The organism is Actinoplanes sp. NPDC004185 (assembly GCF_053603475.1).
In genome coordinates this window covers 83,142-104,979 of record NZ_JBSGFR010000016.1, presented here as the reverse complement: position 1 = coordinate 104,979, position 21,838 = coordinate 83,142, and the positions used below count along the sequence as shown (strand labels likewise).

The 21,838-nt window shown below is 72.9% G+C and carries 22 protein-coding genes; 10 read left to right on the top strand and 12 right to left on the bottom strand.

Features of this window, described 5'->3' with window-relative positions:
* The first annotated feature begins 5 nt into the window (after positions 1 to 5).
* From ACWEOZ_RS18460 to ACWEOZ_RS18435, 6 genes are all read left to right on the top strand, one after another.
* Positions 6 to 1,202: a hypothetical protein gene (locus ACWEOZ_RS18460; RefSeq protein ID WP_451911890.1), complete on the top strand. Its 1,197-nt coding sequence runs from the start codon at positions 6 to 8 to the stop codon at positions 1,200 to 1,202.
* Entirely contained in the window at positions 1,199 to 3,454 is a 2,256-nt protein-coding gene (locus ACWEOZ_RS18455) for a tetratricopeptide repeat protein (protein WP_451911889.1), read from the top strand. The genes ACWEOZ_RS18460 and ACWEOZ_RS18455 overlap by 4 nt, the downstream gene beginning before the upstream one ends.
* A 52-nt stretch (positions 3,455 to 3,506) precedes the next feature.
* Positions 3,507 to 4,481 carry a PP2C family serine/threonine-protein phosphatase gene (locus tag ACWEOZ_RS18450; protein ID WP_451911888.1) on the top strand — a complete coding sequence of 325 codons (975 nt, stop codon included), beginning with the start codon at positions 3,507 to 3,509 and terminating at the stop codon, positions 4,479 to 4,481.
* Positions 4,482 to 4,491: 10 nt separating this feature from the next.
* Positions 4,492 to 5,757 carry a VWA domain-containing protein gene (locus tag ACWEOZ_RS18445; RefSeq protein WP_451911887.1) on the top strand — a complete coding sequence of 422 codons (1,266 nt, stop codon included), beginning with the start codon at positions 4,492 to 4,494 and terminating at the stop codon, positions 5,755 to 5,757.
* Positions 5,754 to 6,404 (top strand): FHA domain-containing protein, encoded by a 651-nt coding sequence (locus tag ACWEOZ_RS18440; protein WP_451911886.1) that lies wholly within the window; start codon positions 5,754 to 5,756, stop codon positions 6,402 to 6,404. Before ACWEOZ_RS18445 ends, ACWEOZ_RS18440 begins: the two co-directional genes overlap by 4 nt.
* Positions 6,405 to 6,471: 67 nt before the next feature.
* Entirely contained in the window at positions 6,472 to 6,924 is a 453-nt protein-coding gene (locus ACWEOZ_RS18435) for a DUF1707 domain-containing protein (RefSeq protein WP_451911885.1), read from the top strand.
* Positions 6,925 to 6,930: 6 nt separating this feature from the next.
* Here the strand turns inward: ACWEOZ_RS18435 and ACWEOZ_RS18430 are convergent, their stop codons facing one another.
* Positions 6,931 to 7,722 carry an inositol monophosphatase family protein gene (locus ACWEOZ_RS18430; protein ID WP_451911884.1) on the bottom strand — a complete coding sequence of 264 codons (792 nt, stop codon included), beginning with the start codon at positions 7,720 to 7,722 and terminating at the stop codon, positions 6,931 to 6,933.
* The gene (locus tag ACWEOZ_RS18425; RefSeq protein ID WP_451911883.1) at positions 7,703 to 8,623 is read right to left on the bottom strand and encodes an RNA polymerase subunit sigma-70; all 921 of its coding nucleotides are present in this window, start codon (positions 8,621 to 8,623) and stop codon (positions 7,703 to 7,705) included. The genes ACWEOZ_RS18430 and ACWEOZ_RS18425 overlap by 20 nt, the downstream gene beginning before the upstream one ends.
* Before the next feature lie 35 nt (positions 8,624 to 8,658).
* Here ACWEOZ_RS18425 and ACWEOZ_RS18420 point away from each other — a divergent pair, with 35 nt between their 5' ends.
* Both ACWEOZ_RS18420 and ACWEOZ_RS18415 read left to right on the top strand, forming a co-directional pair.
* The gene (locus ACWEOZ_RS18420) at positions 8,659 to 9,039 is read left to right on the top strand and encodes a VOC family protein (RefSeq protein WP_451911882.1); all 381 of its coding nucleotides are present in this window, start codon (positions 8,659 to 8,661) and stop codon (positions 9,037 to 9,039) included.
* A 139-nt stretch (positions 9,040 to 9,178) separates the two neighbouring features.
* Entirely contained in the window at positions 9,179 to 10,507 is a 1,329-nt protein-coding gene (locus ACWEOZ_RS18415) for a pectate lyase family protein (RefSeq protein WP_451911881.1), read from the top strand.
* Positions 10,508 to 10,554: 47 nt separating this feature from the next.
* Here ACWEOZ_RS18415 and ACWEOZ_RS18410 read toward each other — a convergent pair whose 3' ends face one another.
* Positions 10,555 to 11,373, bottom strand: coding sequence for a phytanoyl-CoA dioxygenase family protein (locus ACWEOZ_RS18410; RefSeq protein WP_451911880.1), 819 nt, complete (start codon positions 11,371 to 11,373; stop codon positions 10,555 to 10,557).
* Between the two features lie 74 nt (positions 11,374 to 11,447).
* Here ACWEOZ_RS18410 and ACWEOZ_RS18405 point away from each other — a divergent pair, with 74 nt between their 5' ends.
* Entirely contained in the window at positions 11,448 to 12,470 is a 1,023-nt protein-coding gene (locus ACWEOZ_RS18405) for a LacI family DNA-binding transcriptional regulator (protein ID WP_451911879.1), read from the top strand.
* On the opposite strand, the gene ACWEOZ_RS18400 is transcribed toward ACWEOZ_RS18405, so the two are convergent.
* Both ACWEOZ_RS18400 and ACWEOZ_RS18395 read right to left on the bottom strand, forming a co-directional pair.
* Positions 12,453 to 12,917 (bottom strand): YfbM family protein, encoded by a 465-nt coding sequence (locus tag ACWEOZ_RS18400; RefSeq protein ID WP_451911962.1) that lies wholly within the window; start codon positions 12,915 to 12,917, stop codon positions 12,453 to 12,455. The genes ACWEOZ_RS18405 and ACWEOZ_RS18400 overlap by 18 nt on opposite strands.
* 118 nt (positions 12,918 to 13,035) lie before the next feature.
* Positions 13,036 to 15,834: a DEAD/DEAH box helicase gene (locus ACWEOZ_RS18395; protein ID WP_451911878.1), complete on the bottom strand. Its 2,799-nt coding sequence runs from the start codon at positions 15,832 to 15,834 to the stop codon at positions 13,036 to 13,038.
* A gap of 86 nt (positions 15,835 to 15,920) precedes the next feature.
* On the opposite strand from ACWEOZ_RS18395, the gene ACWEOZ_RS18390 reads away from it, so the two are divergent.
* Positions 15,921 to 16,667, top strand: a complete 747-nt coding sequence (locus ACWEOZ_RS18390) for an HAD family hydrolase (protein WP_451911877.1) — start codon at positions 15,921 to 15,923, stop codon at positions 16,665 to 16,667.
* A 142-nt stretch (positions 16,668 to 16,809) separates the two neighbouring features.
* Here the strand turns inward: ACWEOZ_RS18390 and ACWEOZ_RS18385 are convergent, their stop codons facing one another.
* From ACWEOZ_RS18385 to ACWEOZ_RS18355, 7 genes are all read right to left on the bottom strand, one after another.
* A complete protein-coding gene (locus ACWEOZ_RS18385; protein WP_451911876.1) occupies positions 16,810 to 17,004 on the bottom strand; it encodes a hypothetical protein in 195 nt (64 codons plus the stop codon).
* A gap of 68 nt (positions 17,005 to 17,072) precedes the next feature.
* Positions 17,073 to 17,972, bottom strand: a complete 900-nt coding sequence (locus ACWEOZ_RS18380) for a diacylglycerol kinase family protein (RefSeq protein ID WP_451911875.1) — start codon at positions 17,970 to 17,972, stop codon at positions 17,073 to 17,075.
* A gap of 24 nt (positions 17,973 to 17,996) precedes the next feature.
* A complete protein-coding gene (gene tatC / locus ACWEOZ_RS18375) occupies positions 17,997 to 18,959 on the bottom strand; it encodes a twin-arginine translocase subunit TatC (protein WP_451911874.1) in 963 nt (320 codons plus the stop codon).
* Positions 18,960 to 18,965: 6 nt separating this feature from the next.
* The gene (gene tatA, locus ACWEOZ_RS18370) at positions 18,966 to 19,328 is read right to left on the bottom strand and encodes a Sec-independent protein translocase subunit TatA (protein ID WP_451911873.1); all 363 of its coding nucleotides are present in this window, start codon (positions 19,326 to 19,328) and stop codon (positions 18,966 to 18,968) included.
* A gap of 159 nt (positions 19,329 to 19,487) precedes the next feature.
* A complete protein-coding gene (locus tag ACWEOZ_RS18365; RefSeq protein ID WP_451911872.1) occupies positions 19,488 to 19,766 on the bottom strand; it encodes a hypothetical protein in 279 nt (92 codons plus the stop codon).
* Positions 19,767 to 19,776: 10 nt separating this feature from the next.
* Positions 19,777 to 20,763 carry a helix-turn-helix transcriptional regulator gene (locus ACWEOZ_RS18360; RefSeq protein ID WP_451911871.1) on the bottom strand — a complete coding sequence of 329 codons (987 nt, stop codon included), beginning with the start codon at positions 20,761 to 20,763 and terminating at the stop codon, positions 19,777 to 19,779.
* Positions 20,760 to 21,755, bottom strand: a complete 996-nt coding sequence (locus tag ACWEOZ_RS18355; protein WP_451911870.1) for a helix-turn-helix transcriptional regulator — start codon at positions 21,753 to 21,755, stop codon at positions 20,760 to 20,762. Before ACWEOZ_RS18355 ends, ACWEOZ_RS18360 begins: the two co-directional genes overlap by 4 nt.
* Positions 21,756 to 21,838 lie beyond the last annotated feature (83 nt).

Sequence of the window (21,838 nt, the reverse complement as noted above, 5' to 3'; positions counted from 1 at the left end):
CCGCCGTGACCGCACCCACCCAGGACCTGCTCGGCCGGGCCGACAGCGAGCTGCTGCGCCTGGAGGCGGCCGCGGCGGCCGTCGCGGCGAACCTGGTGGACCTCGACGACAACACGGCCCGCAAGGATCTCGACAAGGGACCGCTGACCGGCCGGACAGCCGCCGCCTGGGCCGACGCGACCGCCGCGCTGACCCAGCTGTGGGACGGCTACGGCATGCTGACCGCGCTCATCACCTCGGCCCGGTCGGCCCGTAACCAGCGGCGGTTCACCGACACCGAGAAGACCGCGTACGTGCACCAGGTCCTCGGCCGCTCGATCACCCTGTCCACCACGACGGTGCCGCTGGCCCAGCGCGGCCTGCTCGGGGCCGGCCAGGTCAGCACCACCTGCACCCCGGCCGAGCTGCTGGCCGCGATGGAGGCCGCCTTCAAGACCGCGGTCGACGTGGCCGTCCGGGCCGGGGACGTGTGGCACCGGCTGATGCCCGAGGCCGCCTCGGTCGCCTCGTCGCTGGCCCACCTGCGCGGCCTGACCCGCTCGGCCACCCTGGACGAGGCCGACCGGCTGCTCGGCGACTTCACCTCCGCGCTCGCCTCGGACCCGCTGGGCTGCGACGGGCAGGCCCTGGCCGCCGTACGCACGCTGCTGGACCGCGCTGATGCCGAACGCACCTCGGCCGGCGAGCTGCGCGAGGCGCTCAACCAGCGCCTGGCCGACGCGCACGGCCTGCTCGACCAGCTCGCGGAAGCGGCCCGGGCCGCGGCGGTGGCCGAGCAGAACGCCGCCGGCCGGTTCGCCGACAGCGCCATCGCCGTCGTGTCCGGGCCGGACCTGCGGCCTGATCTGGCGGCTCTGGACGCCCTCGCCGCCGCCGGGCACTGGGCGCTGCTCAGTCCGCGGCTGGCCGACTGGAGCCGCCGGGCCCGGGAACGGATCGCCGCCCTGCGCGACGCCGCCGCCCGTAACGCCGGGATGCTGGCGGCCCGCAACGAGCTGCGCGGGCGGCTGGACGCGTACCAGGCGAAGGCCGGCCGGCGCGGGCTGTCCGAGGATCCGGCGCTCGCGCCACTGGCCGAACGGGCCCGCGACGCGCTCTACACCGCGCCCTGCGATGTCGACGCCGCCCGGGCCGCGGTGAACGCCTATCAAGATGCGGTGGCCCGGCTCACCACGACGACTGCGAGGGACGGCCTTCTGTGAAATGCCAGCGCGACTGTCCCGGCACCATCCAGGACGGCTACTGCGACACCTGCGGCATGGCCCCGGTCAAGGGCAGCACCGCGGCATCGGCCGGGTCACCGGCGTCCAGCGGACCGAAGCCGCCGCAGAGCAATGGTGCGGCGCCGCCCAAGCCGCGCACGGCCACCGCGCCGTCCGTACGCACGGCTGCGCTCTCCACCCGTACCGGTGGCTCGGCCCGCACCGGCAGCGCCCGCACCGGATCCCGGCGCCGGCGCTTCGGCGGCGGCCTGGTCGACGTGGCGCCGCTGCCCGAGCGCGATCCGGCCACGGCGATCATGGCCGTGGCCGAGGTGCCCGAGGACAAGCGGTACTGCGCCAAGTGCGGCAACCCGGTCGGCCGGGCCCGCGGTGACCGGCCCGGGCGCACCGCCGGTTTCTGCCCGTCCTGCGGCGAGGCGTTCAACTTCACCCCCAAGCTCGGTCAGGGTGACCTGGTCGGCGGCCAGTACGAGGTGATCGGCGCGCTGGCCCACGGCGGGCTGGGCTGGATCTACCTGGCCAACGACAAGCGCGTCTCGGACCGCTGGGTGGTGCTCAAGGGTCTGCTCAACTCCGGCGACGAGGACGCGCTCGCGGCGGCGGTGGCCGAGCAGCGCTTCCTGGCCGAGGTCGAGCACCCGAACATCGTCAAGATCTACAACTTCGTGGAGCACGAGGGCGCCGGCTACATCGTCATGGAGTACGTCGGCGGGGAGTCGCTCAAGGGCATCCTCAAGGACCGCCGGACGGCCAACAACAACCAGCCGGACCCGCTGCCGGTGGACCAGGCGCTGGCCTACGTCCTGGAGATCATGCCGGCCTTCGGCTACCTGCACGACCGGGGCCTGATCTTCTGCGATTTCAAGCCGGACAACGTCATCCAGACCGGCGACCAGGTCAAGCTCATCGACCTCGGCGGCGTCGTGCACATCGACGACCAGGACGCCGCGCTGTACGGCACCCTCGGCTACCAGGCGCCGGAGATGGCCACGGCCGGCCCGTCGATCCAGTCCGACCTCTACACCATCGGGCGCACCCTGGCCGTGCTCACCACCGACTTCCGCGGCTACCAGAGCACCTTCAAGGACAGCCTGCCCGACCGCGGCGAGTTCGAGGTCTACCAGCGCCACGAGTCCTTCTACCGGCTGCTGCAGCGGGCCACCCGCACCGACCCGGCCGAGCGGTTCGTCGACGCCGGCGAGATGACCGAGCAGATGCTGGGCGTGCTGCGCGAGGTGCTCGCGGCCGACGGCGACCCCCGCCCGGCCACCTCCCGGCTGTTCACCGGCGAGCTGCGCACCGATCCCCGCAGCGACGAGCCGAACTGGCGGTTCCTGCCCGCGCCGATGATCGACCTGACCGACCCGGCCGCCGCCTTCCTCGCCTCGGTGACCGTCACCGAGCCGCAGGAGGTCCTCATGCTGCTCGGCAAGGCCCCGGAGAACACCCTCGAGGTGCAGCTGCGGGCCCTGCGCGCGCTGATCGACCTGGGTGCAGCCGGCAACGGCCGGGACGCCTTCGCCGACGCGGCCCGGATGCGCGACACGATCGCGGCGAACGCCGGCGGGGACTGGCGGCTCGCCTGGTACGACGGGGTCCTGGCGCTGGCCTCCGGCGACCTCCCCCGGGCCCAGGAGCAGTTCGACGCGGTCTACTCGGCGCTGCCCGGCGAGCTCGCGCCCAAGCTGGCGCTGGGCCTGACGCTGGAGCTGGTGGGGCGCCCGGCCGACGCGGCGGCGTACTACGACGTGGTGAGCCGCACCGACCCGGCGTACACGACCGCGGCGGCGGGGCTGGCCCGGTGCCGGCTCGCCACCGGGGACCGGGACGGGGCTGTGGAGGCGTACAACCGGGTGCCGGGGACGTCGGCGGCGTACCGCAGCTCCCAGGTCGGCGCCGTGCGCGCGCTGGTCCGCTCGCATCCGGCGGCGGCGGCCGACGTGGCCGCCCTCGCGGCCGCGGCCGCCCTGATCGACCGGCTGGAGATGGAGGCCGCGCAGCTCGCCGCGCTCCGCGCCGAGCTGCTCGAACGGGCGCTGAGCACTCTCTCCGGCGGCACGCCGGTGCCGGGCGCGGTGCTGGGCACGCCCGGGGCCACGCACGCCGGGGAGCGGGACGTACGCTTCGCGCTGGAGGGCGCGTACCGGGAGATGGCCCGGGCCGCCCACGGGCCGGAGAAGATCCGGCTGGTGGACCTGGCCAACGCGGCCCGGCCGAGGACCCGCACGTGAGGTGGGGCATGACCGACTGCACCGAATCCCCCCGGCCGCGGCAGGGCATCGCGTGAGCTCGCGACCGGACTGCCCGTCGTGCGGGGACGAGCGCGCCGCCGGGGCCGCCTTCTGCGAGAGCTGCGGCAAGCCGCTGGCCACCGGCGCCGGCCAGGCGATCGGCAAGGACTGCCCGTCCTGCGGCGCGGCCGGAGTGGTCGGTGACGACGGCTACTGCGGTAACTGCGGTCTGCTCGCGGCCCGGCCCCGCGACCACGTCGAGGCCGACGCCGGACCGGTCGCCGCCGCGGTCACCGACCGGGGTCTGCGGCACCACCGCAACGAGGACGCGATGTGGCTGGCCACCCGCGGCGCCGACGTCGACGTGGTGGTCTGCGACGGGGTGTCGGCATCGTTCGACCCGGACGTCGCCTCGGGGACCGCCGCCGAGGTGACCGGCAAGGCCCTGCTCACCGCCGGGGCCGAGCTGCCGGAGAGCATCGCCGAGGCGATCCTCGCCGCCGGGACCGCGGTCGCCGCGCTGGCTGCGGCCGGCGATCCGCGCCGGGCCACGTCCAACCCGGCCTGCACGATCGTCGTGGCCTGCGTGCGCGGCACCGAGATCGGGTACGGCTGGGTCGGCGACAGCCGCGGCTACTGGGTGCCCGTCGAGGGCGACGCCGTGCAGCTCACCGAGGACGACTCGTGGGCCACCCACGCCATCTCGCTCGGCGTCGACCCGCAGTCCGCCTGGAACGATCCCAAGGCCCACGCCATCACCGCCTGGCTGGGCGCGGACGCGGGCCCGATCCGCCCGCGCACCGGCGCCTTCTTCGCCGAGACCCCGGGCCACCTCGTGCTCTGCAGCGACGGCCTGTGGAACTACCTGACCGAGCCGGCCGCCTTCGCCGACACCGTCCGGGCCGCGCTGCGCGACTCGGCGGGTCTGCTGGAGGCCGGCCGCGCCCTCGTCGACTTCGCCAACGCGGCGGGCGGCTCGGACAACATCACCGTCGCCCTCGTCCCCCTCAACACCCTCGACAGCTAAGGGAGAGCCCGTGCCGTACACCGCCGAGGCGTTCCAGAACGAGTTCCTCGCCCTGGGCGCGACCGAAGTCAACGCGATCGTCACCGTCGCCTCGTCCGGCGCGGAGGGCGGACGGCGGACGGCCGGCGCCACCGAGATCATCATCGTCGACTGCTCCGGCTCGATGCAGGCCGAGGGCCGGATGGTCGCCGCCCGCCAGGCCGCCAAGGCCGCGGTCAACTGCATCGACGACGGGGTGCGCTTCGCCATCATCGCCGGCGTGAGCACCGCCCAGCAGCTCTTCCCGGCGCCCGGCCAGCTCGCGGTGGCCACCGGTGAGACGCGGGCCCAGGCGGTCGGCGCGATCGACCGGCTCCAGGCCAACGGCGGTACGGCCATGGGCGCCTGGCTCAAACTGGCCGGCCAGCTCTTCGCCCAGCGCCCGGGCGACATCACCCACGCCATCCTGCTGACCGACGGCGAGAACGGCGAGTACAAGGGCTACCTCGAGGGCGTGCTGCAGGAGCTCGGCGGCACCTTCACCTGCGACTGCCGCGGCGTCGGGACCAACTGGACGGTCTCCGAGCTGCGCAAGATCGCCACCGCGATGCTCGGTACGGTCGACATCGTCGCCCGCCCGCAGGACCTGGCGGCCGCGTTCGAGCAGATGATGACCGCGGCGATGGGCAAGACCAGCGCCGACGTCCAGCTCAAGGTCTGGACCCCGGTGAACGCGACGGTCCGTTTCGTCAAGCAGGTCGAGCCGCAGGTGGCCGACCTGACCGGCAAGCGGGTCGAGGACGGTCCCCGGGCCGGGCGCTATCCGCTGGGCTCGTGGGGCTCGGAGAGCCGCGACTACCACATCTGTGTCGACGTGACCCCGGGCGCGGCCGGTGACGAGATGCTCGCGGCCCGGGTGTCCGTGGTGGAGGGCGAGACCGTGCTGGCGCAGACCCTGGTGCGCGCGGTCTGGACCGAGGACTCGGCGCTGTCCACCCGGATCAACCGCCAGGTGGCGCACTACACGGGGCAGGCCGAGCTGGCCGACGCGATCCAGGCCGGCATCGAGGCGCGCAAGGCCGGTGACGACCGCACGGCGACGCTGAAGTTCGGCCGGGCCGCGCAGCTCGCCCACGAGAGCGGCAACAAGGCGACCGAGGAGCTGCTGGCCACGGTCGTCGACATCGAGGACGCGGCGACCGGCACGGTCCGGCTGCGCCGCAAGGTCGAGGCGGCCGACGAGATGGCCCTGGACACCCGCTCGACCAAGACCGTGCGGGTGGGACGGTCGTCATGACGACGTACGCCTGTCCCAAGGGCCACGCGTCCACGACGGACGACTTCTGCGACACCTGCGGCGCGAAGATCGGCGGCACGACGGCGTTCACCCCGGGCGTCGCGCCGGCCGCCCCGCCGGCCTTCCCGAGCGGGGAGCCCTGCCCGAACTGCGGCACGCCCCGGGCCGGGGCGGGCCGCTTCTGCGAGGACTGCGGCTTCGACCACAGCACCGGCAAGGTGCCCGCGCTGGTCCAGCCCCCGGCGGCCGGGCCGGCGGCGGCACAGTGGACGGCGACCGTGTTCGCCGACCGGGAGTACTTCGCGGCCAACGCCATCGAGGGTGTCGACTTCCCGGAGCAGCCCGCCGAGCGCACGGTGACGCTGCCCGCCCCGCAGGTGCGGATCGGCCGCAAAAGCACGTCGAAGGGCACGGACCCGGAGATCGACCTGGCCGACGCCGACCCGGGCGTCTCGCACAGCCATGCCCTGCTGACCCTGAGCGTGGACGGCGTCTGGCTGGTCTCCGACCTCGGCTCGACCAACGGCACCTACCTCAACGACGAGCCGAAGCCGCTGACGGCCGGGCAGACCCGCAGCGTCGGCCACGGCGACCGGGTCCACGTCGGCGCCTGGACGACCATCACCCTGCACGCCCCGGCGGGCTGAGCCCGGCCGGGACGACTGTGCCGGTTTCGCCGCGCGGGGTGCCCGGCGCGCGATACGTTCGCCACCGATGAAGGACGAGCGCATCGGCACCGTGCACCGCACCCAGGTGATCGATCAGCTGAGTCAGGCCCTCGGCGAGGGTCTGCTGACCACCGAGCAGTACGACGGCCGGGTGGTCTCCGTCAGCACGGCCACGTACGCCTCCGATCTCATGGCCCAGGTGCAGGATCTGCCGCCCCGGCTGCAGTGGGACCCGCGCAACGCCGCGCCGCCGACCCCGCCGAACCGCAACGCCGGGCGGACCGCCCTGATCCTCGGCGTCGTCGGCGTACCGCTGTCGTTCTGCCTGCTGGGCTGGATCTTCGGCATCGCCGCCATCGTCATGAGCACCCGCGGGCGCGGCGCGCACGGCGTCGGGCCCGCGCTGATCGGCCGCGTCCTGGGCATCATCAGCGTCGTGCTGTCCATCGGTGCGGCCGTGGCGATGGTCTTCGCGCTGAACTCCAGCACCTCCCCGTAGCGCGGGTCAGGCCGGCCGGAGCACCTCGGCCGCGGCTTGCCACAGGGACCGGTTCGCGGCGAAGAGGGAGACACCGGCACGCGGGCCCCGGATGCCGTCCACCCCGCCGTAACAGCCGCCGGCCTCGGTGACGATCAACGAGGTGGCGGCGAAGTCCCACACCTCGCCGCGGGTCTGCAGGGCCAGGTCGAAGGAGCCCCCGGCGACGAGCAGAGCGGCGTGCACAGCCCACTCCACCGCCGGCGCCACGGCGGTCAGCGGCGCGGAGATGGCCAGGTCGGAGGGGTAGAGGTTGGGCGCGACCGGGATGACCCCGAGCCGGGCGGCGCTCAGCGGGGTGCGGCGGTCGGTGACGTGGATGCGCTTGTCCGCCGTACCGTCGAGGTTCGTCTCGTAGGCGCCGCCGCCGCGGCGCGCCCACCAGACCCGGTCCTGCGCGGGGACCGCGGCCACCGCGGCGACGATCTCGCCGGCCTCCTCCAGGGCGACCAGCACCAGCCACCGGTCGTCGCCCGCGACGAACTGGGCCGTCCCGTCGATCGGGTCGATGATCCAGCGCCGGGCCCCCGCGCCGGTCTCGCCGCCCTCCTCGCCCAGGATGGCGTCGTGCGGCCGGGCCTCGGCCAGCACGGCGCGGATCGCGGCCTCGGTGGCCCGGTCCGCCTCGGTGACCACGCTGCCGTCGGCCTTGAGCTCGCGCGGCAGGCCGGCGAGCTCGGCGAAGTACTTCAGGGCGACTGCCGCGCCGGCGAGGGCGGCTGTCCGGGCCAGTTCGGAATCACTCTGCACGCGTCCCATCCTGCCCCCACTGCGCGGGCGGCTCGTCGAGGAACGTGGTGATCTCGGTGATCAGGCCGCCCCGGGTCTCGAAGACCATGAGGGCGAACGGCTCGTACGCCCCGCCCGGCCCGGTCGGCCGCTGCTGCCAGTACGCGGTCGTGCCGTTGGCCGCGACCGGCACCATCCGGGCGTCCCGGCACGATCCGTCGCCGTGCAGCAGCACCTGCCGGATCTGCTCGCGCCCGCGCAACCACCAGAGCAACGGCGGCATGGTCATCGTCGCGTCCTCGTGCAGCAGCGCCACCATCGCCGCCACGTCGTAACGCTCGAACGCCCGGCAGTAGCGTTCCAGCAGCGCCGCGGCATCCGGCTCCAACGGCGCGACCGTCCCGGCCCGGCGCACAGTGGCCCGGGCCCGCTGCAGTGAGCTGGTCACCGACGGCACCGACGTGTCGAGCAGATCGGCCACCTCCCGGGCCGGCCAGCTCAGCACGTCGCGCAGGATCAGCACCGCGCGCTGCCGCGGTGAGAGCCGTTGCAGCGCCGCGATGAAGGCCAGTCGTACGGACTCCCGCCGCACCGCATGCTCGGCCGGATCGTCGGCGGGCAGCACCCGCTCGTCAGCGATCGGCCGGACCCAGGCTTCCCGCGGCAGCACGGCGCCCGGTTCCGTGGCCGGCCCCAGATCAACGGCGCGGGCTCGTCGCTGGGCGCTGCGCAGCATGTCGAGGCAGACGTTGGTGGCGATGCCGTACAGCCAGGTGCGCAAGGTGCCCCGACCGGGGTCGAAACGGCCGGCATGCTGCCAGGCCCGCAGCAGCGTCTCCTGCACGGCGTCCTCGGCCTCCGCGGCCGCGCCGAGCATCCGGTACGCGTACCCGGTCAGCTCCACCCGGAACTGCTCCGCCTCGAGCTGCACGCTTGGCACGGTACCGCGTTGCTAGCCTGGCCCCCATGCATCGCAGCCGCCTCTACGGCCTGTTCGTCGATACCCCGACGCGGGAGGCGCCCGCCGCCGCGGCTTTCTGGTCAGCCGCGCTGGGCGTCCCGGCGGTGCCCGAGCCGCACGAGGAGCAGTTCATCATGCTGCGCGGGGCGTTGCCCGCGCTGACCATGGGCGTGCAGGCGGTCGACGATGCGCCGCGCTACCACGTGGACATCGAGACCGACGACCACGAGGCGGAGGCGGCCCGGCTGACGGCGCTCGGGGCGGTGGAGATCAACCGCTGGCTGGACTGCCACATCATGCGGGCGCCCGGCGGGCATCTCCTCTGCGTCGTGCCGGTCCACAGTGACCCGGAGCTCTTCGCCGCGCACGCCACCGTCTGGCCCTGAGGGGACTGCAAACTTCCTGCACGTTCACGGGCATTGACTCGTCGAAACACGCGTGTAACCGTTGCTCGGGGTAAGCGCTTTCCCACTCTCACCTGCGCTGCCCTTCCCCACCTCGAGCATCGATTACCTGGAGCGCACCATGCGCGGAAGAGCCCTTGCCGCGGCCGCCCTGGTCACGGCCATCGGTTTCAGCCCGATCCTGCCCGCCGAAGCCGCCGACACCCCCTCGGGTCCGTCGGCCGCGGCGCTGCGGCTGGCCCGGCAACCCCTCGCCGCCGACGACGGCTGGGCCGCCGCCGGTACCGGCACCACCGGTGGTTCGGCCGCCGACGCCGCCCACACCTTCGTCGTGCACAACCGCGCCGAGCTCGTCGCGGCGCTGAGCGGTGAGGCCGCCCCGCGGCTGGTCCTCGTCGACGGCCGCTTCAGCATGAGCGTCGACGCCGGCAACAAGCCGCTGACCTGTGCGGACTATGCCGACCCGGCGTACAGCCTGGAGGCCTTCCTGCAGGCGTACGACCCGGCGGTCTGGGGCCGGTCGACCAAGCCCACCGGACCGCTGGAGGAGGCCCGGGTCCGCTCGGCCAAGCGGCAGGGCGACCAGATCAAGATCATCGTGCCGTCCGACACGACCGTCATCGGCATCAACGGCGCCCGCATCGACCACGGCAGCATGGTGCTGCAGAACGTGCACAACGTGATCGTGCGCAACATCGAGTTCACCGACGCCGCCGACTGCTTCCCGGCCTGGGACCCCACCGACGGCTCCACGGGCAACTGGAACTCGCTCTACGACCTGGTGTCGCTGACCGGCGCGACCAACGTGTGGGTGGACCACAACACCTTCAGCGACGGCAACAACCACGACGCTGCCCAGCCGCTGTACTTCGACCGGCCGTACCAGGTGCACGACGGGGCCAGCGACATCATCCGCGGCTCGGATCTGGTCACCGTCTCGTACAACAACTACTACGACCACGACAAGACGATGCTGATCGGCTCGACGGACACCCCCGGCGTGGACGTGGGCAAGCTGCGCGTCACGGTGCACCACAACCGCTTCGGCAACGTGGTGCAGCGCGCGCCGCGGGTCCGCTTCGGCCAGGTGGACATCTACAACAACCTGTACGTGGCCACGGCCGAGGACTACAGCTACTCGCTGGGCGTGGGCTTCGAGTCGAGCATCTACGCGGAGAACAACTACTTCCTGCGCAGCGCCGACGTCGGTGACGGCGACCTGATCAAGTACTGGAAGGGCACGAAGATCACCGCGAAGGGCACCCTGGTGCAGGTGGGCAGTCAGGCGCCGCGAGCGGTGGACCTGGTGGCGGCGTACAACGCGGCCTACGACCCGGACTTCGCACCGGACGCGGGCTGGGTGCCGGCTCTGCGTACCCGCCTCGACCCGACCCTCCTGGTGCCGGTCATCGTCAAAGCCGCCGCGGGAGCACGCCGCCTCGGCATCTGAGAAACCGATGAGCTCGGCCGGGCCGCTGTGCCCGGCCGAGTCGTTTCTCAGGCCTCCCCCATGACGAGCCCCTCGATGGTGTGCTTCTGCGTGATCGGGGTGAGCGTCTCCACGACCGGGCAGTGCAGGTGGGCCTTGACCTGCTCCGGCAGGGCCTCCCAGTACGCGCGGGTGACGGCGGTGTCGTGCCGTTCACCGTTGCCGGCGTCCGGCGCGTCCACGCCCAGGACCAGCACCGGCCGCGACATGTCGGAGTAGTTGCGGGTGCCCCGGTGGATGGTCAGGGCCGAGCGGGCCGAGATGTCACCACGCTTCGGATACTTGCGGACGGCGCGCTCCTCGTACCGGGGGTAGAAGGACTTCGGCGGGAACATGCCGTGGCCGAACTCCGGCTCGTCGTCGAACTGGGTGCCCGGGGCGATCTCGAACGGCCCCATCTCCTCGGTGGTGTCGACACCGGTGAGGTTGAACGCCAGCGAGTTGAGCCGCCGTTCCTTGCGGGTGGCCTCGGGCATCGGGAAGTCCCGGTGCCACGGCTGGTTGACCGCGCCGGCCAGCGGGACGTCGAAGCCGAGCTCGACGATCTCGTACTCCGGACCCAGCACCGCCTCGCACACTGCGGTGACCCACGGGTGGGTCACCAGGTCGACGAAGCCGCGCAGCTGCTCGGGGTGGATCTCGACGTAGTAGCGGTGCGGGCCGCGGCCGACCGCGCCGTCCGGGCGGGACCGGGCCTCGGCGAACGCCTTCTCGATGTCCTCCCGCATGGTGTCGGCCCAGGCGACGCTGAAGGCGCCCGGACAAGCGGTGATCCCCTGGTCGTAGATGGCGTCGCGAGCTCGCACGCCGGCGTCGGTGTCAGTCATGCCCCTCACTTTGCAACGTTGCATGCAACGTGGCAAGTGGTGGCCGGTAGGGTTTGCACCATGGGAGGTCGATCATGACGGCGAGCCTGCGGCAGGTGGCGGAACGCGCCGGGGTGTCGATCCGTACGGTGTCGAACGTGGTCAGCGGCTTCGCCCAGGTGTCCCCGGAGACCCGGGCCAGGGTGCAGCAGGCCATCGACGAGCTGCAGTACCGTCCCAACGCCGCCGCCCGGCACCTGCGCGGCGGCCGGTCCGGACTGGTGGCGCTGGCCATCCCGGAGATCGCCTCGCCGTACTTCGGTGAACTGGCCGGCCTGCTGGTCCGCGAGGCCGAGCAACGCTCGTGGATGCTGCTGGTCCAGCAGACCGACGGCGACGCCGACCGCGAACGACGGCTGCTCGACGGCGTACGCGGCCAGGTCATCGACGGTCTCGTGCTGAGCCCGTGGGCCCTGTCCCCGCAGGAGCTGCGGCGCGGCTCTGGCGGCGTACCGGTGGTGCTGCTCGGTGAGCAGGACGCGGACGGCCTGCTGGACCACGTCGCGGTCGACAGCGTGGCCGCGGCCCGCGAGATCACCCGGCACCTGATCGCCATCGGTCGCACCCGCATCGCCGCCGTCGGGCTCCAGCCGCACCTGGAGAACGGCACGGCGGCCCGCCGCCGGCAGGGCTACCGGCAGGCGCTGGCCGAGGCCGGCCTGCCGGCCGATCCGGCGCTGGAGATCCCGGTGGACCGGCTGCACCGGGCCGACGGCGCGGCGGCGATGAGCCGGCTGCTCGACGCCGGGCCGAGGGCGGATGCCGTGTTCTGCTTCAGCGACCAGCTGGCGCTCGGCGCGATGCAGGTCGCGCTGGCGCGCGGCCTGCGGATCCCGCGGGACCTGGCGGTGGCGGGCTTCGACGACGTCGAGGACGGCCGGTACGCGACCCCGTCGCTGACCACGATCTCCCCGGACAAGGAAGCGATCGCCCGGGAGGCCCTGAACTGTCTCACCGACCGCCTCGGCACCCGTCCCCCGGACCGCCCGGCCCGCCGCATCGTGGCCGCGCACCACCTGGTGATCCGCGACAGCACCGGCTCAGGTGATGACCAGTAGGACGGCCTGCTTCTCCTCCGCGGCGGCGACATAGAACGCCTGCAAGCTCAGGAAGTTCGGCAGCAGGTAATTCGCAAAGTCATCGTCGTCCCAGACCTGCGGGTAGATCGCCTCCGCGAGCAGGGCAGCCGGGTCGAAGCGGGCCTGTAGGTGGTCGGCGGTCACCTCGCGCAGGGCGGCGGCGACCAGCTGGACCCATTCCGCCGGCACAAGCCGAGCCGGGCCGTAACCCAGGTCGTCACCGATCGGATCGCCGCCGAGCACCGCCTCCCCGGCGCCCGGGGAGGTCTCCCAGGCACTGCCGGTCAGCAGGAAGTGGATGCCGTGCCAGGCCTTGTCGAGATCGAGGATGTCCTCCTCGCGGTCGAGGAGGCCGGCGGTCAGCGACGGATCGGCGGCGAGGTCCGCGACCTGGTCAGATGTCAGCCGCCGCCCTTCGAAGATCATGCCCACGCCGGGAGAGTGTGCCAGACCCGCGCGGCAGCCACTCCCCGGCCCGCACCACCGTGGCCGGCCTGCCCCTCCCGGCCCGCACCACCGTGGCCGCGCTGACCGCCGGAGCCGCTCAGAGGGCCGTCTGGTAGGCCAGCACCCCCCTGTTGACCGCGGTCATCGCCTTGCGCGCCGTCTCCCGCACCCCGGGCGTCGCCGCCGAGGCGTCCTTGAGCTGCGCCAGCAGATCCAGCACCTGCCGCGCCCAGCGCACGAAGTCGCCGGCCGGCATGTCGGTCTCGTAGTTGTTGCCGCTGGCCAGCACCCGGGCCAGCGGTTCCCCGCGAGCCCACCGGTACATCGGCCAGACGAAGCCCGGATCGGGCTCCCGGGTCAGCGACAGCCCGTGCTCGGCCTCGTCGGACTCGATCTCGGCCCACAGCTTGTGGCACGCGTCCACCGCCGCCGTCGTGGCGCCCTTGGGCACCGACGCGCGTTCGTCACCCTCGCGGCGGGACTCGAACAGCACCATGGACACCGCCGCCGCCAGCTCCTCCGGGGCCAGCCCCTCCCAGACTCCGCGCCGCAGGCACTCCGCGACGAGCAGGTCGGCCTCGGTCCAGATCCGGCCCAGCATCCGGCCGGCCTCGGTCACCTCCCCGTCGCCCGACAGGTAGCCGCGGCCGGCCAGCACCGCGCAGACCTGATCGAACGTGCGGGCCAGGGAGCCGGTGCGCCCGGCCACCTTGTCCCGCAGCGCGTCGGTGTCGCGGGACAGGCGGTGGCGGCGCTCGGCGAAGCGGGCGTGCTCCTCACGGTCCGGGCAGGCGTGGCACGGGTGCTGGCGCATCTGCACCTTGAGCAGGGCGATCTCGGCGTCCTCGCCGGGCGCCGCCTTGCCCCGGCCGCGCCGGCCGTTGCCCGAGCCGTGCCGGTCGAGGCCGGTCGCGCTGACCGTGGCGGCCAGGTCACGGCGGGCGCCGGGTGAGCGCGGGTTGAAGTTCTTCGGCACCCGGATGCGCTCGAGCACGTCGACCGCGCCGGGGAAGTCGGCCGGGCTGACCCGGCCGGCCCAGCGGTCCTGGGTCAGCACCAGCGGGCGGGGCTCGCCGAAGCCGCCGGTGGGTGGCTCCAGGACCACCGCAAGACCGGCCCGGCGGCCCTGCGGCACCCGGATGACATCGCCGATACGCAGTTTCTCCAGCGAGGACACCGCGGCGGCACGGCGCTGGGCGGTGCCCTGACGGGCGAGGGCGCGTTCGCGGTCCGCGATGGCGACGCGGAGCGCGAAGTACTCGTCGAAGTCGCCGTGGTGGCAGGCGCCGTCGTTGTCGTACGTCTGCATGGTCTCGACGTTGCGCTGCACCTGCCGGGCCAGCCCGACCACCGACCGGTCCGCCTGGAACTGGGCGAACGACGACTCGAGCAGGTCGCGAGCCTTGTCCGCGCCGACCGAGCCGACCAGGTTGACGGCCATGTTGTACGACGGGCGGAAGCTGGAGCGCAGCGGGTAGGTGCGGGTCGAGGCCAGGCCGGCGACGTGCCGCGGGTCGACCTCGGGGCTCCACAGCACCACGGCGTGACCCTCGACGTCGATGCCACGGCGGCCGGCGCGCCCGGTGAGCTGGGTGTACTCCCCCGGGGTCAGGTCGACATGGGCCTCGCCGTTGAACTTGACCAGCCGCTCCAGCACCACGCAACGGGCCGGCATGTTGATGCCCAGCGCCAGCGTCTCGGTGGCGAAGACCGCCTTGACCAGGCCGCGCACGAAGCACTCCTCGACCGCCTCCTTGAAGGCGGGCAGCATGCCGGCGTGGTGGGCGGCGACCCCTCGCTCGAGGCCGTCGAGCCATTCCCAGTAGCCGAGGACGGACAGGTCCTCGCTGGGGATGTTGGCCACCTTGGCCTGGGCGATGCGGCGGATCTCGGCGCGCTCGTCGGCGCCGGTGAGCCGCAGGCCGCTGGACAGGCACTGCTGCACGGCGGCGTCGCAGCCGGCCCGGCTGAAGATGAACAGGATGGCCGGCAGCAGGTCGGCCCGGTCGAGCCGGTCGACGACCTCGGCGCGCGGTGGCGGCTGCCAGCGCCGGGGCCGCCCGCCGCGGCCCTGCCAGCCCGGCCCGGCCGTACGGTCGGTGAGCTCGAGCCGGCGCAGCATCTCGCGGGTGTAGCGCAGCAGCTCGGGGTGCACGTCGTGCTTGCGGGCCGCGTCGGCGTCGTGGAACAGGTCGAACATCCGCTTGCCGACCAACATGTGCTGCCAGAGCGGGACGGGACGGTGCTCGCTGACCACGACCTCGGTCTGCCCGCGCACGGTCACCAGCCAGTCGGCGAACTCCTCGTAGTTGCTGACCGTGGCGGACAGTGAGACCAGCGTCACAGAGGACGGGAGGTGGATGATGACCTCCTCCCAGACCGCGCCGCGGAACCGGTCGGCGAGGTAGTGCACCTCGTCCATCACCACGTACGCCAGGCCCTGCAGGCTCGCCGAGCCCGAGTAGAGCATGTTGCGCAGGACCTCGGTGGTCATGACGATGACCGGGGCGTCGCCGTTGACCACGTTGTCGCCGGTGAGCAGCCCGACCTGGTCGGCGCCGTAGCGTTCCACCAGGTCGTGGTACTTCTGGTTGGACAGGGCCTTGATCGGGGTCGTGTAGAAGCACTTGCGGCGCAGGCCGGAGCCGTCCGAGCGCAGCGCGAGGTGCACGGCGAACTCGCCGACCACCGTCTTGCCCGCGCCGGTCGGGGCGCAGACCAGCACGCCGCTGCCGCGCTCCAGCGCCTCGCAGGCCTGACGCTGGAAGTCGTCGAGATCGAAGCCGACGTCGAGCATGAAATCGTCGAGGGCCGGAAACTCGGCGGCCCGGGCCGCCCGGCGCTTCGAAGCCGCATACCGTTCGGCGGGGCTCACATCACCGGCGGGGCTTGTCATGAACACCAGGCTAATGCTTGCGTGTGACACAACGAAGGTCATGCCCCGCCGGGCGGTTGCCGACAGTTGCGTCGCAGCCGCTCGGTATGGTGCACGGCGTGCCGGATGCCGCCGATTCGACTGCCTTCCCGTCGCGCCGCCAGGTCGACGCGGTGCTCTTCGACTTCCACGGCACCCTCGCGCAGGTCGAGGAGCCGGTGGCCTGGGTGCTCGCCGCGGCCGCGGCCTGCGGGCGGGAGCTGGACCGGGGCAAGGCCACGATCCTGGCCGACCGCCTGGTCACGGCCGGGCGGGCCGGCGGGCCGCTGCCCTACCGGGTGCCGCTGCACCTGGCCGAGCACTGGGCCGACCGCGACCTGTACGAGCACAGCCACCGTGCCGCCTACACCGGCCTGGCCGCCACCGTCAGCACGGACGTGGAGGGCCTCGCCGACGCCCTCTACGAACGCGGGATGGGCCCCGAGGGCTGGCTGCCGTACGCCGACACCGAACCGACCCTGCGCACCCTGCACGACGCGGGCATCAAGGTGGCGGTGGTCAGCAACATCGGCTTCGACATCCGCCCGCACTTCGAGGCGTGGGGCCTCGCGGACCTGATCGACGCGTTCGCCCTGTCGTACGAGGTGGGCCGGACCAAGCCGGACCCGGCGATCTTCCTGCGGGCCTGCGGGATGCTCGGCGCGGACCCGGAGCGGACGCTGATGGTGGGCGACAGCCCGGCCGACGCGGGAGCGGTCCAGGCTGGTTGCGCGGCTCTGGTCCTCCCTGCGGCGGAGCCCGGCCGCACGAACGGCCTGGGGGCGACCCTCGCCCTGGCCGGCTGCCCGGTCTGACACCGCAGCCGGACTCGACCCGTCGACCGGCGGCAGCCCGTCCTGCGCGCCCAAGGCCACCCAGCGCGCCTGAGGCAGCCCGTCCCAGCGCACCTGAGGCAGTCCGGCACGGCGGCAGCGACCGGCAGCAGGGCGGCAGCGCTCAGAGGTAGGTGTCGACCAACGTGCCGAGGGTCGTCGAGACGCTGCGGATCGGCTCCTGCGCGTCGGCCGCCGCCACGTGGTCGGCGATCGTCGGCGTCTCGGCCTCGCGCGCCTTCGCGGCCTGCCCGGCCGTGTCGGCCGATCCCAGCGTCGCGGTGGACACGGTGCCCGAGCTCAGCGAACCGATCGACATGCTGCCTCCCGATGATCTGTGGCTTCACCTCTCCGTTCGGCCCGGGCCGGCGGCCGCTGATGCCGGGATCACCGCAACAACCGGATCGCACCCGGCTCGCAGCTGATCACCAGCGGCAGGGCGGCGACGCGTTCCCCGTCCGCGTACCCGATGATGTCCGGCGCCCCGATCCGGACCTCCCGGGCCCGGTAGCTGCCCACCCGCGGGTCGGTGACGTGCGTGCCGCGGCGCAGGCGCGGCTTGAGCCGGGCCATGGCGCCGCGGCCCAGCGGCGCTGCGACCACCACGTCGAGCAGGCCGTCGGTGGGGTCGGCGCCGGGACAGATCAACATGCCGCCGCCGTAGCTGCGGCAGTTGCCCACCGCCACCAGGACCCCGGTGAAGCTGCGGTCGACGCCGTCGAGCCGGAGGCTGTAGCGGCGCGGGCGCAGCCGGGCCATCTCCAGCACGATGGCCAGGTCGTAGCGGCGCGGACCGCGGGGCCAGCGCATCCGGTTGGCCCGTTCGTTGACGATGGCGTCGAAGCCGGCCGCCAGCACCGCCCCGTACCAGCGCACGTCGCCCTGCCCGGTGGTGACCCGGGCGAGATCGACCGGGGTGCCGCGCCCGTCGCGGACCGCCTCCGCGACGGCGCTCGCGGCGGCCATCGGATCGGTGGGCACGCCGGTGCCGGCCGCGAAGTCGTTGCCGGTGCCCGCGGGCACCACGCCGAAGCCGACCTCGGTGCCGGCCACCGCCTGCACGGCCCGGTGCACGGTGCCGTCCCCGCCGACGGCGACCAGCGCGCCGATGCCCTCGGCGACGGCCCGGTGGCAGGCCTTCTCGGCATCCTCGGCGCTGTCCGCGCTGAGCAGCCGCACGCTGCGGCCGGAGGCGCCCAGCCGCTCCAGGACCCCGGGAAGCAGACCGCGGTGCCGGCCGCGCCCCGCCCGGGGGTTGGCCAGCACCGCGATGTCGTCGCTCGTCACAGCCGGAGGCTACCGGCTGGCCCGTCAGGTCATGTCGTCGAAGCGGCTCTCCAGCGGCAACGGTTTCGACACGGGCTCCGGGGCCTCGACCGGTGCGACCGACTCGACCCGGCTGCCCGCGGTGACCGGCTCCCGGTCGTCCTCGATCGGCGAGATCTCGTCGTCGTCGAGGCCCGCGTAGATCTCCTTGCCGCGACCCTTGCGCTTGTCGTTGATGAAGGCCACGCCGGTCGCGATCAGGTAGAGCACCACCATGCACGCGGCGAGCAGGGTCATGCCGAACGGGCCGGGGTCCGGGGTGGCGATGGCGGCGAACCCGAAGGACAGGAACACCACGATCCGCCACCAGCCCATCAGCTTCTTGGCGCTCACCACGCCGGTGAAGTTGAGCATCAGCAGGACCAGCGGGAACTCGAACGCGACCCCGAAAATCAAGATCATGTTGGTCACGAAGCTGACGTAGGCCGTCACTTCGAGCTGGGTCGTCACGCCGAGGATGCCGGCTTCCTGGATGAAGGCCAGGCTGTGCTTGATGACGAAGAAGGCGAGAACCGCACCGCCGACGAACAGCGGCGTGGCGATACCCACGAAGACGTAGGCCCACTTGCGCTCGTGCCGGTGCAGGCCCGGGGCGATGAACGCCCACAGCTGGAACATCCAGACCGGGGCACCGAGGATCAGGCCGACCCACAGTGCGATCTTGAGCTTGAGGATCAGGGGGTCGACGACGCCGAGCACGACGAAGTTGCAGACCCGCTCGCCGTCACCGTTGACGATCCAGGAGCTGTCGAGCGAGCAGTACGGCTGCTTCAGGATGTCGAAGACCCACCCCGAGACGATGAAGCCGACGATCAGGCCCGCGATGATGCCGAGCGACGCCCAGAAGAGCCGGTTACGCAGCTCCCGGACGTGCTCGATGAGCGTCATGGAACCGTCGGAGGCCTGCTCGAACTTGCTCGGTCCCTGACGGCGTAGGGAGAGGGCCACGGCAGATCAGCGGTCGTTGGTGCGCTGCACCGGGTCCACGTACGGCTGGGCCGGCGGCTGCTGCGGCGGGTACTGCTGGCCGTTGGGCTGCTGGAAGCCCGGCTGCTGGTATCCGGGAGGCGGTGCCTGCTGGTAGCCCGGCTGCCCCGGCTGGTGGATCGCGTCGGGCTGCAGCGGCTGGCGCGAATACTGCGGCTCGGCCTTCTCGGCGACGTTGTCGTTGTCGTCGACGAGGCCCTTGGTCTCGGCCTTGATGATCCGCAGCGACCGGCCGAGCGACCTCGCGGCGTCCGGCAGCCGCTTCGCGCCGAACAACAGCACGAGGACGACGACGAAGATGGCGATGTGCCACGGCTTGAGGGCGCCCATGGATAACTCCAGTCGATCGGATCAGGGTCCTGACGGGTGATGCGGGGTCCATCGTACGTGTGGTTGCTGAGAGCAGCCCCTGCCGGAGCTGTTTGATTGCGCTCCGGTCCGAGGAATTTTCGGACAACGCGCGGGGAACGCCGCACGCTATCACGCGGATCAAGCCTTCTTTAAGGAGTGCTTCCCGTCCGAGGCGCCCTGTCCGGCCTTGATGACGGCCAGCTGCGCCTGCATGATCTCGGCCCGTCGCTGCAGGCCGGCGACGGACTGCTCCAGGACGACGGCACCCTGCTGGAGCTTCATCGCCTCCTCCTGCCGGCGCTGCAGCCGCCGGGCCGCCCGGTCCAGCCCGTTCAGCCTGTTCAGCACGGAGAACACAGCCACGACCAGAATGATCAGGGCGAGAACCACCACGGCGATCACGATCCACTTCACCATGGCGGACAGCTTAGGCGGTGACCGGTGGGGTCGCCGCGTACTGGTCCAGCGCGGTGGCGGCCTGTTCGCGGATCCGGTCCACCAGCTCGACCGGGCCGACCACGGTCACGTCCGGACCCAGACCCAGCAGCAGCCGCTGGGCCCAGCCCAGGTCGGTGACCCGCATCGTGACGATCCACTCGTCGCCGTCGCGCCGCACGTCCTCGCACGGGTAGTACTCGGTGATCCACCGGCTGCCGCGGCCCACCCGCAGCGTGACCAGCGGCAGGTCCGCCGACGGATGGAACACGCCGTCGCTGACGTCGTGCGGCACCGCCTGCGCGGGCGGCGCCGAAGGCTCGTCCAGCTCGGTGAAGGCGTCGATGCGGTCGACCCGGAACAGCCGGGTGCCCTCGGCGCGGCGGCACCAGGCCTCCAGGTAGGCCCGGGGACCGACCATCAGCATCCGCATCGGGTCGACCACCCGCTCGGTGGTCTCGTCCCGGGCCGGGGTGTAGTAGGTCAGGCGCATGGCGTGTCGACGCTCGACCACACCGCGGATGGCGTCGACCCGCTCGTTGTCGGCGGGCAGCCGCACGGCGACCGGGGTGTCCGCGACGTCACCGGCCGCGTTCTCGATCTTGGCCAGGGCCCGTTCGACGGCGTCGCGCGACCCCGTGCCGGGCGTCTCGGCCAGCATCCGCAGGGCCACGACCAGAGCCAGAGCCTCGTCGGGGTTGAGCCGCAGCGGCCGGTCGATGCCCGCGTCGTAGGTGATCGTCACCCGGTCGCCGTCGAGCGCCATGTCGATCAGGTCGCCGGGGCCGTACCCCGGCAGCCCGCAGACCCAGAGCAGCTCCAGGTCCTCGCGCAGCTGCCGCTCGGTGATCCCGAAGGCCGCGGCCGCTTCCGCGACCAGGATCCCGGGCCGGGCCAGCAGATAGGGCACCAGGTTGAGCAGCCGGCCCAGGCGGTCGGCGGAGGCCTTGTTGTCCCGGGTACGGGGCTGAGGGGTCATCGCAGCACCGCGGGCTGGACCCGCTCGTGGCGGGCCACGACCTCCTTGAGCTGCTGGATGACGGCGTCGCGGAGCTCCGGCGGCCCGTCCGCGCGCACCTCGGCGCCGTAGCCGACCAGCCGCGAGGCCAGCCACTCGACGTCGGAGTACGGAATGGTCAGGCGGTCGCCGTCGGGACCGGGCACCGTCTCGATCGCCAGCCGGCGGAGCCCCGCGGCCCGGCCCGGCTGCACGAGCACGGTGGCCCGCCCGTTGCGTTCGACCGGCCCCGACCAGCGGGCGACGTGGCTGATCAGGTCGACGTTCTCCGGCGGGGTGAACGCGCCCTCGGAACCGACCGGGCGGACCGCGCCGACGATGCGGGACAGCCGGAAGCAGCGGGTGGCCTGCCGGTCCCGGTCGTGGCCGACGACGTACCAGCGACCCTGCCAGCAGACCACGCCCCAGGGCTGGAGCCGGCGGGTGGACGGCTCGTCGACCTCGGGGACGCGGTAGGAGAAGGTGACCGCGCGGCGGGCCCGGGCGGCGGCGGTGAGCGGCCCGAACGCCGGGTCCACGGTCATCACCGGCTCCATGCCCAGAGTGGCCTGCGGGTCGACCTCGACACCGGCGGCGCGCAGCTTGGCCAGGCCGGAGGAGGCCGCGGCGGCCAGACCGGCGTGCTGCCAAAGGCGGGCGGCGATACCGACAGCGGCGGCCTCGTCCGGTTCGAGCGGGATGTCGGGCAGGGCGTACTCACGGTGGGCGATCCGGTAACCGGACTCGGTGTCGAAGGCGCTGGCCAGGCCGGTCTCCAGCGGCACGCCCAGCTCACGCAGCTCGGCCTTGTCCCGCTCGAACTTGCGCTGGAACGCCTCGTGGTCGCGGGGATCCTCGGGGTCGTGCTCGTACCCGGGCACGGTCGCGGCGATCTGCGCGGCGGTCAGGAACCGTCGCGTGGACAGCAGACAGATCACCAGGTTCACCAGGCGCTCGGTGCGGGTCCGCGACACGAGAGGAAACGCTAGCAGCAACGACGCCGCTGAGGTTATTCGTGACCGCCGGAGGGAAACCTGCTCGCGTGCCCGAGAAGACC